Annotated in this window: 4 protein-coding genes; 1 reads left to right on the top strand and 3 read right to left on the bottom strand. The window is 57.4% G+C overall.

The window, feature by feature from the left end:
* Nucleotides 1-488 precede the first annotated feature (488 nt).
* The 3 genes from UH5x_RS25340 to UH5x_RS25330 form a co-directional block, all read right to left on the bottom strand.
* Nucleotides 489-1,403, bottom strand: coding sequence for a lactate/malate dehydrogenase family protein (locus UH5x_RS25340; RefSeq protein WP_047817322.1), 915 nt, complete (start codon nt 1,401-1,403; stop codon nt 489-491).
* A gap of 425 nt (nt 1,404-1,828) precedes the next feature.
* Entirely contained in the window at nt 1,829-3,607 is a 1,779-nt protein-coding gene (locus tag UH5x_RS25335) for a hypothetical protein (RefSeq protein ID WP_482634080.1), read from the bottom strand.
* Between the two features lie 312 nt (nt 3,608-3,919).
* The gene (locus UH5x_RS25330; RefSeq protein ID WP_482634079.1) at nt 3,920-8,482 is read right to left on the bottom strand and encodes an Ig-like domain-containing protein; all 4,563 of its coding nucleotides are present in this window, start codon (nt 8,480-8,482) and stop codon (nt 3,920-3,922) included.
* Nucleotides 8,483-9,074: 592 nt separating this feature from the next.
* On the opposite strand from UH5x_RS25330, the gene UH5x_RS25325 reads away from it, so the two are divergent.
* Nucleotides 9,075-11,624 (top strand): S8 family peptidase, encoded by a 2,550-nt coding sequence (locus tag UH5x_RS25325; RefSeq protein WP_482634078.1) that lies wholly within the window; start codon nt 9,075-9,077, stop codon nt 11,622-11,624.
* Nucleotides 11,625-11,913: the final 289 nt, after the last annotated feature.

Raw genomic sequence — 11,913 nt, 5'->3', positions numbered from 1 at the left:
TCTGGGTTTCGCCCCGGATGGGGCCGTCGTGGGAGTTGGGGGCGTCCCTCGCTCACGCTTTTTGAAGTTGCGTTCTTTCCTCGAATGGCCAACGGCCAAATTCAATTCAAAACGTGTGAGTTGATGTTGGCCGTTGGCCAACCAATTCCCCTTCATTCTCGATCCCTGGGGCGATGCCCCAGGCTACGATGACGAAGGCCTTTGGCCAAGAAAACCGAATGCAAAAAGCGCAACTTCAAAATGCCAGAGCGAGGTCCGAGGGCAAGAAGCAGTCCAGAACCTCGGTTTCCGGATGTTCGATCAGTTGGTTGCTGGAGTGGAGCAAGATAATTCAAACGGTTGGAACTTGGCTTGGTTGCGATGAAGTTTGGCAATCCTGAACGGCCCGACGGAACAGTTGAGGACAACTGTTCTACTCGGATCCTCCAACGTGTCATGCCCAAAGGACTCGTTGCCTCGTCCACTACGACAGGGATTCCGTGCGTTGCTTAGCAACCGCTTTCCATTTCCGCCAACGTTTGCTTGACGACCTCGGCCGAATGGCGAAATGCCGCCTGTTCATCGTCGGACAAAGTTGGACGCAACACGCGAGTGATTCCCTGGCGTCCGATGACTGCCGGCAAAGACAGGCAAACGTCTTTCACGCCCAAGTATCCATTGACCAAAACACTGACCGGCAGGGTGTGTCGCAGGTCATAAACAATGCTGTCCAGGATGGTGATCGTCGCCATGGCGATCCCGTACGAGGTGTGTCCTTTCAGACGAAACACCTCGTATCCCATCGCTTTGGTTTCTTCGAACATTCGCCGGGACGTGTCGCTGGGGTAGAACCGTTCGCCACCTGTCATCGCGATGGATGATGCGGCAAATTGTGAATCACCGTGCTCGCCCAAGATGTACGCACGGATGTCTTCGGCGTGGATTTGCAATTCGGTCGACAACAACGCTCGATATCGAATGCTGTCCACCAACGTTCCTGTGCCGATGACGCGAGTGGAATCGAACCCTGTCAACCGGATGGTTTCGTAGGCCAAGGCGTCGACCGGGTTGCTGACCATCACAATGATCGCGTTGGGGCTCGCCTTGGCGAGCGCCGGCATCCATTCCCGAAGGATGGGCATGTTGTCCTGGCCCATTTGCAAACGTGTTTGACCGGGATACCGAAATGGAACCGAGGCGGTGAACACGATCACATCGGAATCTTTCGAATCTGCGATTTCCCCCGCCCAGATTTTCATGTTGCTGTTGACGAGCGCCGCGGCGTGCGTCAAATCCATCGCGTCCCCTTGGGCCTTCTCGCGTGAACGATTGAGCAGCAACAATTCGCTGGCCAGAGGATTGATCGTCAATCCAAATGCAATCGCGGACCCAACCCGTCCTGTGCCAACCAATGTGATCTTCATGCGATTCATCCTTTGCGATGTCCAGTTCGGTTCATTCTAAGCAGGCCTGCAGAGGTCTTCGGGTATGGGAGCCGTTTGGCGTTCGCCACGGTCCTCAAGCACAACCGGAGCGAACGCCCAAACGGCTCACATGGTCTCCCCCCATGATTCCTGCCGACCTGCTTCACGCCGCCAAGTCGCGTATCCGAACCAAGCCTTTCGTGCTCGGCAATGCCCCGCCGGACAGGGCCGGTTCCAACGGAGCGAATCCCCGGGCTTCCAACCACATGCGGGGAAGAAGACTGACCTTGGAACTGCGGGCAGAGAGCAGACAAATTGCAACCGAGAACGAAAAAAGGCCAGCAACCCGAAGATTGCTGGCCTCATTCGAACTCACGTGAACGTGAGAGATGATTTCAATTCGACCGACGGTCGAAGGTCGCTCTTCAGCAGCCACAGCCCGATGCAACTGGTGCGGCCGAACCGCATCCGCTGCATCCGCCACAACCAGCTCCGCCGTTTCCGGCAGCCGATCCACATCCGCTCGAAACGGGGACTTCAACCGTTTGAGGAACCATGATCGTCTTGGTGACTTCGACTTCTTTTTCAACTTGGACTGGCACGCAAACGGTGTAGTCTTCGGTCTTTTCTTCGTTGACTTGGTCCATCACGGTGACGGTGTAAGGGACTTCTTCGGTGACGGTGTCACACTCGGTGACGGTGTACTCACGAGTCTTGGCTTCAGGAACCATGACGGTGACTTCACGAGTCCGAGCTTCCGTTGTCATGGTCGTTTGAGGAACCATGCGAGTGCGAGTTTCGGCAACCATCGTGCACACTTCTTTCGAACGTGTACGAGTTTCGCTGGTGTAGCTGGTGCGTTGCTCTTTGCGAACACGTTGTTCGGTGCGGCACTTGGTGACTTGGTACTCTTGCGTGCGTTGTTCTTGACGGCAACGACGAACAGGGATCTGACGAGTGCGAACTTCACGTGTCATGCGAGTCACTGGAACCATACGAGTACGGGTTTCCAAGTGGCATTTGGTGACGTTGACCATGCGGGTCTTTGTTTCGTTGCGGTACTTGCAAACCGTCACAGGACGGGTGCGAGTTTCGGTGCGGCACTTGTTCACGGTGTACGTGTAAGGCTCTTCCGAACGTTCGCTGACGTACTCGGTGTAAGGAACTTCTTCGCTGACCAAGTTAGGAACCCAAACGCGTTTGGTGATCGTTTGAGTGCATCCGCCACAGCTGCTGCCACATCCGCAAGCGTCGGAGCATCCGCCGCACGATCCGCATCCACCACAGCTCGATCCACAACCGTTGCCGGCAGGAACTTCTTCGGTCACACACTGGAAGCTACCCATGTCTTTGCAGACAGTGCGGGTCTTGGTGACAGGAACGCGTTTGCAAACGGTACGCGAAGCGGTCAAGGTTTCCGTGTAAGGAACTTGAACGGTGTAGGTTTGCTCAACCGTTTCGGTGTAAGGCACGCGAACGGTGTAGGTTTGTCCAACTTGCTCGGTGGTTGGGACGCGAACGGTGTAGGTACGCTCGACGTTTTCCGTCACAGGAACGCAAACCGAGTAGTTCTTTTCGACCATTTCGGTGTAAGGAACGTTGACGGTGTAAGTGCGAGTCGCGGTTTCGGTGTAAGGAACCTGAACCGAGTAAGGCACTTCGACTTCGGTCGTGACAGGAACTTGAACCGTGTAGGTTTCTTCCACGGTGCTCGTCTTCGGAACCATCACGGTGTAAGTCTGTTCGACTTCATTCGTGACAGGAACTTGAACGCTGTATTCTTCGGTCTTGGTCGAGGGGACCATGACGGTGTAGTTCTCAGTCTTCACGACTTGGCGAGGAACTTGCTTGGTCACCATCCGAGTGCGAGTTTCAGTGCGAGGCACTGATTTCACAACGGTGTAGTTGCGTTGACGCGTTTCTTGCCGCATCTCCGTCACGGTGACCATCTGTTTTTCGGTAACCTGTTGAGGCACCATGATGGTTTGAGTCGTCATGGCAGGACCACAACCTTCGGCAACCGCGGCGTGAGCAACTGCAGCGTCAGCAGCAGGAGCACCTTCCGCAGGCGATGCTGAAACGACGGCACCACAACCACCACAGGCGGGAGCAGGAACAGGGGCGCCACAACATTGAGCGTTGGCGGTCGTGCCGTAAGCCATTGCGGTCAGTGCAATCGCGAACGAATAGAACAACTTCTTCACAGGGATACCTCAAGAGATTCGAAAAGAGCGATGGCCATGACAAACATGAACCCATCAGCTTGGACGGTTGGTTTTGCCGGAGCCCGAGTCGAACTCCACGTCGCAACTTATATAACTCGCACTCGGGGGGATCGAAATTGATTCCGATCAGGTAGTTCGAATCAAGTCCGGAAAGCTCGCCGGTCGCGTCATCCGCACCGGTTGTGACGATTCCCCGGACTCCGGAGGTGATCAACTCGGTGAACATCACAAAAAAACCCCGCCGGATTCAACCGACGGGGCTTTCGTTGTTCTCAAGGTTCGGATTCGAACTCAGCTGTTCCCGAGGATCATGTCGATCGCGTCACGGAACGCAGGGTATTCACTCTCGACCAAATCTTCGAGGCTGGCATCGAAGTCGAAGTCATTGACTCCGCCGAGCAATTGAACCGCGGTTCCACTCGCGTTGACTCGCAGGTGTTCGCCACTCACTTGTGCCGTTCGCACATCGCCATCTTCTTCGATGATGGTGAGCAACGCCGCGTCGTTGTTCCGATTCATGGCCAATTCCGCGTACTCGACGCCTTCAAAGCCGCTGCCGGCCAAGAACATCGATTGACCGCCACCACTGCCGAATGAAACAAATCCGCCTTCGCCATCTTCAACGCCTTCGGGAACACCGCTGCCGCCGTTGGTGTTGGTCGACAGAATCGAGCTGTTGCCTTGGCCGGCGTCACCCAAACTTGCGAACGCGAACGTTCCCACAGGTGAGGCTCCGCCTTCCGATCCGATTTCAATCGGGATGATCCCGTCCGCTGCCTCTCCGGCCGCAACCGCATTGTTAGGCAGGATGTAGATCACTTGGTAACTACCCGGTGCAACGTCCTCAAAGGTGTATTCACCGTCCAGGTTCGTCAGAACAACCAAGTCAACGTCTTCGCCGAGTTCATTGTCGCTGGCAGGTGAGACCAAGCGGACTGCGACACCACCCAAGGCGGTTTCACCAGAATCGCGAACCCCATTGCGGACTGGATCAGCACCGTGGTCGATCACATCCCGAATGTTGGTGATCGCATCAACGAACAACTGACCCGACACAACCGAGGGGCTGAAGTCATTGACGGTGACTTCGACTGTTGCGGTGTCCGTCGACTGACCATCGCTCAGTTGATAGGTGATCGTCACGGTACCGACAAAGTCCGTGTCGGGCGTGAAGACCAATTCGTTGTCGGCGTTGACAGTGACTGTTCCGTCAGCAGGCTGAGTTGGCACCGAAACCGTCGCGGTTTGGTTCTCGTTGGCTGGTCCGAGCGAGTCATTCGACAAGACGTCGATCGTCACCGCACGGTTGCGTACCGTGGTAGCGGTGTCGTTGCCGGCAACCGGAGCATCGTTCACTCCCGCCACAGAGATGCTGATCGTCCCCGTGTCAGTGGCACCTTGTGAGTTGGTGACTGTGTAAACCAGGGAATCGCTTCCGAAGTAGTCCGCGTCAGGCGTGTACGACAAGGTCGAGTTGGTCAGGTCCCCGGAAGTGCCGCTGACACTCGCGTTGCCATTGACAGGCGAGGTGCTGATCGAGATCGTCGCCGCGTCACCCGCGTCCAAGTTGATCAACGTCGACAGATCCAACGTGACCGTTCCGGCATCTTCGGTGGCCGACAACGAACCGTTGTTAGCAACCGGTGGCGAAACCACGTCGGTGACATTGACGGTGACCGTTGCGGTGGTCGTCAAGCTGCCATCGGTGACTTGGTAAGTGAACGAGTCCTGTCCGTTGAAATCAGCAACAGGTGTGTAACGAATCACGCCGTCGCCCAGGGCAGTGGCCGATCCATTGCTAGGATTGATTGCCACTGTGACGACCAATCCGGTGCTGTCGACATCAGCGACGTTGCCACTCAGGTCGATCTCAATGCTGTTGTCTTCCAGCACGGTGACAGTCCGGTCCGTCGCTGTGGGGGCATCGTTGACGGGCGTCACGTTGATCGTGATGGTGCCCTCATCGGACAACTGCGAGCCTTGCGTGCTGGTCGCACGGTAGACGATCGTCGCGGTGCCGTTGGCGTTCAGAACCGGAGTGAAGGTCAATGTTCCGTTGGCTGCAACCGCGGAAGTTCCAATCGCGTCGGTGCCGCTGACCTTGCTGAACGTGACCGTGTCGCTGCCTTCCAGGGTGACAAAGCTGCTCAGGTCGATGGTCAATGTCCCGGAATCTTCATCGACGGTTTCCGAACCGTTGCCGGCAACCGGAGCGTCCAAGACATCCTGAATGTCAATGTTCACAACGGCGGTCGAGGTACCACCCTGGCCATCGCTGATGGAGTAGGTGAACGAATCATCGCCATCGGAGACCGACCCCGTCGAGGTGTAGCTGATTCGCGTGCCATTCTCGGTGATCGTCGCAGTTCCAAAGGAAGGCGTCGTCACGGAGGTGATGGTCAACACACCGCTTTCGCCGGGACCGTCGAAATCATTCGCGAGCACATCCAGCGTGACCGTCGCACCTTCGTTGACAGGGAAATCATCCGAGGTGGCAGTCAAATCGGTGTTGTCAGCAGTGATATTGACGGTGATGACGCCGGTGTCACTGCCAACGTCATTGCTGGCCGTGTAGGTGATCGTCGTGGTGCCAAAGTCATCTTGAGCGGGGGTGAACAAGATTTGGTCGCCACTGAAGTCGACGCTTCCGTTGCCGCTCGTGATCACGGCGTTGTCCAGCGTGAACGTGCTGCCACCGGTGTTGATGGTGATCAGGTTGTCGGCGCTGAGGTCAGCGACCAAGACTTCACTGGTGGTCCCGCCACCGTTGTCTTCATCGATCGTGACGGTCTTGTCGGCTGCGTTGATACCGACTTGACTGTTCGAGACCGTCACCACCACGTTCGCAGTTGCGGTCAGGGCTCCGTCAGCCACGGTGTAGGTGAAGGAATCGGTTCCGGAATAACCAGCCGCAGCGGTGTAGCTGATCTCACCATTGGAGATGATGGCTGTTCCACCGTTGACGGTGGTGATCGTGGTCGCTGGGTCTTGCAACACCAAGTCAGCGATGTCCTCACCTGGTCCTGCGGAATCATTTGCCAAGACGTCGATCGAAACCGACTCGCCCTGTTCCACGTTGGCGGTGTCGTCGACCAAGGTCGGTGCATCGTTCACACCCGCGATGGTGGCCGCAATGGTGCCGGTGACCGTGTCGGTGCCGTCGCTGGCGGTGTAAACCAATTGATCGCCGGTTCCGAACGCGTCTGCGTCAGGCGTGTAAGTGACGATGCTGCCACTGAGAGTGAAGTCGCCTAGGTTTTCGGTTTCCGACGAGATGGCGTAGGTCGTTCCCGCGGGGTTGCCCGAGTTCAGCGTTGCCAGATCGATCGTCGTCGCAGCGTCGTCTTCGGTCAGGCTGAGGGTGCTGTTGGCAGCCGTCAATCCGGAGCTCACACCAGTGACATTCAGGATGAATCGCGATGATGCGTCCAACTGAATCATGTCATCCGGCACGCTTTCATTGCCGACTTCCGTGCCGTAAATCAGAACCTTGTCGCCCTCATCGGGCACGTCCAGGCTGACCGCCAACCCAGTGGTGGGTGCGACCGCGCGGACGGGAATGCTGAAGACGTCGTAAGCGAGAGCAGGATTGAACTCGGATCCCAACTCATCGGGAATGTTGTTCGTTGGGCCGAGGGCACCGATTTCGTCGAACAAGTCAACGGGCCCACTGCCCAAGTCTTGATTCAGTTCGAAGGAACCAAAGACGCGGTTCTTGCCGTAGATTTGGGCGTTGTCCGCATTGCGGCTGTTCAGTTCCAACGCTGCCAAGATAGGTGCGCTGTTGAACGAGCCGTCTGCGTTCTTGACGTCGACCTGCCCCACGTTGACCGGCCCTGCCGATCCAGACAACAGCACACTGACCTGCAATTGAGGAACATCGACGTTGATCAAATCCATGCCGCTGTAGGTGATGTCCAGCGTGAACGCTCCGCCACCGCTGGGTCCACCCGAGTTCGAGTCGGTATTCGCACTGATGTTGATGTCGTCGACCGAATCAACCAAAGGACTCAATTCAACAATCACTTCCGCCAGATTGGCCTCGGTCGCTGCATTGTTGGCTCCTAAGAAATCGAGCAAGTTCTTCGTGGTCGTCGTCCCTGAACCGTCCGCATAGGAGAAGGTGACCGTGTCGGTAGCACCAGCATCAGAGAAAATGGTGTTGTCAAACACGACCTGTTGCAGCTCACCGACGGCTGGTTCCAGCACACCCGACTGATCGGCGATGATGTCGGTCACAGCACGGAAGACACCCGTTTCCATCCGCGAGCGAAGGTCTTTGACGCCAACTTCCAGCTTGAAGACTTCGTTGACATCGACGTTGTAGGTCAGTTCGACGTTGTCGTCAGGCAGGACATCGGTTGCTCCGGTCGTGTTATCAACCAGCGTGTCATCCAGGTTACGAGCCGCCAACACGAACTCGACCAAGGGCATGTCCGCTTCGCCTTCGCCCCGGTTCAGAGCGTTGATCACGCTCAAGGCGTCCAAGGCTGTCACGCGATTGTCACCGGTCACATCGACAAAACCAGTGAATTCATCGCCTTCGGTCAGGGCTTCGCCTTCCCCACGGCTGTTGAGGTGATTGATCACCATCAAGGCGTCCAACGCCGTCACATATTTATTGTTGTCAACATCGTAGGCCCGCCAGTAATTGTGGGCGACCGCGTGAGTGCTCTCTTCCTGAGGAGCCGTGTCAACCACCGACGGAACGTCACCAGCCAGCAATTGTCGGGCTTCCAGCGATTCGCTGAGCAATCGACGCTTGTTGGAACGGTTAGCACGCGACCGGTCTTCGCTTCGCTTTCGTGATGACGACGGGCTCACGCTGCGAAGCAGTTGACGCAGATTTTTCATCTGTTTTCTCGGCAATTCGAATGGTTGGGCTGGGTCGATGTGATGGGTCTTCGCATTCGTCAAAACGCCCCGATATCGACGGGCATTTCAGCGATCCGCGCAAAGTTAGAACGGGCTCCCGCAAACCGCTTCCACGGCCGGGACCGCCAGCGTAATCCAAAAACTTTGGGCGGGTGCGAAATTTTGAAAAGCAAGTCCATCTTACCTAGCCCACCGTCTTTATCAATCTTTGCTTCAGTGGAGCGAACAAAAACGTGGGGCTGGTCGCGGTTGGACGGATTGTGCGGCCGAATAGTTCCAGTTTGACTCACCAAAAACCAAAAAATTGACGACAAGCGGCTCCACACCCCCTCGTCCATCCAATCGATTCTGATTGCCCGACCCTCACAACTCACAGCTCGCTGGTCCGCCACGGCACGGATCGAACGCCCCATCCACTCAAAAACTCCCCCTCGGATTCCAGGCGTTTCAAAGCGTCCCCTGAATCCAGCCCCGCACTTTTCGCCCCCCAAGTTTCGAAGCTGCCGGCAACATTCTGTGACCTACCCTTCAAAAACTCACTCCATGCCAGCCAATCGATCCGACCTATCTGATGTCACACCGTTCAACTTCGCCATTGAGTCCCACTCAAACGGATTCCGACGCTTTGGAATTGCCGACACCGGCGATCCAACCCTGCGAAGAACGTTTGGCTCTGTCGGCCTCGTTGATGGGAGCTTGGTTGGCAGATTGGGCGGATCCAATCCAACCCCTGCCAGCGTGTTCTGCCGATCAATGGGCGTCCCCCTCCACGGACGCTTCGGCCCCCACCGAAATCCCCATCGCGGCTGCGATTGTCCCTGCCCCCGCACTCGCGGAAAACGAATCCCCTGTTCTTGGTCCCTCGCTCCCGGACACTGCTCTCAATTCGCAGCCGAACGCTTCCCCGGGCAGTCTGCCCCCGACCAACGATACGGCACTCAATTTCAACACCCTCCTCGAAGGGCAGTCGGCGGGTTCGCTTTTTGAGCAAGCCCAATCACTTCGTCAAAACGGAGGACTGCTCGGCGAAAGCTCGTTCGGCAGCAACTGGGACGGCAGCGGCCAAACCATCGCAGTCATCGACAGTGGCATCGCCTACGACCACGTGGCGTTGGGCGGAGGCTACGGCCCCGGCTATCGGGTCGTCGGTGGCTATGACTTCGCCGAAAATGATGACAACCCGTACGATGACGCGCCTGCCGGATACCACGGGTCCCACGTCGCTGGGCTGATCGCTGGAAACGGCAACCTGGATTCGGGAGAGGCCTTCCAAGGACTCGCGCCCGGCGCTGACTTGGTCGGACTGCGCGTCTTTGACGACGCCGGCAACGGCAACCTGCAGTGGATCGAGTCCGCTCTGCAATGGGTGATTGAAAACCACGACACGTTCGAGAATCCGATCACCACCGTCAACATGTCGCTCGGCACCGAACTGACCGATGCCAATCGATTCGACGCAATGGGAATGCTGGAAGACGAACTGCAAACGCTCTATGAAGCCAACATCATGGTTTTCGCGGCAGCAGGCAACTCCTTCGGCACGATGGACCATGGCACCGCCGACGAGTTGATGTACCCCGCGTCCAGCCAATACGTCGTGGGCGTCGGATCCGTGGACGCCAATGATGTCCTGAGCAGTTTCTCCCAGCGTGAAGACGGCATCCTGGCCACCGGCGGACAAGCGATCCGAAGCAGCGTCCCCGAACATGTTTATGGCGCAGATGGATTTGTCAATGACTACGCGCTGCTCAGTGGCACCAGCATGGCCAGCCCTCAAATCGCGGGTGCGTCGGTCTTGGTTCGCCAAGCCATGACGGATGCAGGCATGTCGCCCACCGTCGATTCCATCCTGGCTCGACTGCAGGAGACCGCCGATCAACACACCGATCCAGTCACTGGAATGGAATACCAAACCCTGAATCTGGAAGCCGCGCTCGCGTTCTCAGTCTCAGAACCTGAACCCACCCCTTCCCCCGACCCAACTCCCAATCCGACACCGACACCGACTCCCGAGCCAGTCCCCACTCCAACGCCAGAACCCACACCAACGCCTCCCAGCGAGCCAGCGATCTCTTCGCTCAGCGAATACCAAGGCACCTCGGGATCCGATGAAGTTGTCTTGGACCTGCGAGACCTCTCCTCGATCACAAACGGTGGCGTCGACGGGAAAACACTGCTTTCCGATGCAAGCGGCAACTACACGCTCGATACAACGCAAACCATCGTCATTGACGGCGGTGCCGGTGGCGACGTGCTTCGAATCATGGGATCGGCCGAAGCCGAGAGCCTGCTCCTTCGCCCACCGACCAGCGAAGATGGGATCAGCCGTTTGACCTTCCTCGGCGGCGTCATCGAAATTCGCGGCTTTGAAAACATCACCTTCGTTGGCGGCGGCGGACTCGATCTGGCGACCATGTACGACAGCACCGGCGACGACGTGCTGACCGCCTCCAGCCAGACCGCTCGCATGTCCGGCGCTGGCTTTGAATTCCGCGTCGACAACGTTCCCAAACTCTTCGCCCACGCCACCTCCGGCGGTGACGACACCGCGCATTTGAACGATTCCGCCGGCGACGATCGCTTGGTCATCCGGCCACAATTCAGCTCGCTTCGCAACGACACACAGACGCAAGCCGTGTTTGGATTCGAACGCGTCTATGCTTATGCCGAAGCGGGTGGCCACGACACCGCCGACCTCGGGGATTCCGCCTCCGACGACGTGATGTCGATTTCACAAACCCGCGCGACGATCAGCAGCAGCGGCTATCGAGCCACCGCGATCGGCTTCGATGATGTCACCGCCAAAGCATCCGCTGGCGGCGATGACACCGTTCGAATTTATGTCACTCAACCCGGCGGCACCTGGCACACCACCGATTCACTGACCCAGTGGAACGGGGCCGACGGGACCTCGCGAATTGCTCGTGGGTTCGAACACAGCGAAACCTTTGAGCGAATTGAATCCGCCGCGCTATCGACGGACGAACCAGTGCCCGCAGGCGAACCGCTGTCCGCCGGCGATTCTCCGTCAGCAGCCAGCGTCTTGCCCAAACCGCTGGCCAACCCATTCGATGAAGACGCCCACCGCGACGCACTTCGCCGCATGTTTGAAACCCTCTGAGGTGGCGTGGCTCGTTCAGTGCCTTGTTTCGCCCACAAAATGTCGTGAGCGGCACCCAGCCTCCGAACCTGCGTGACGGCCCCCCGCTCTTCCAGGTGGCTGGATCCCACCAACAGATCGAGCGACTCGATTCAATTCGATACGGAAACCGACTTGCGTTCTCAACGGTCGCTTTGCAAAGTGATCCGGTCAAACAGAAGGCCAATCCGCGATCGAGCCCTCTCGATTTAAACACTTGTTTAAAACGACTGTTTAAATCATGATTGCGGCAACCGTTCTGCCCGAGACT

Source organism: Rhodopirellula sp. UH5 (genome assembly GCF_056839225.1).
The sequence above is the reverse complement of the archived record's forward strand: the minus strand, read 5'-3'. Positions and strand labels throughout refer to the sequence as shown.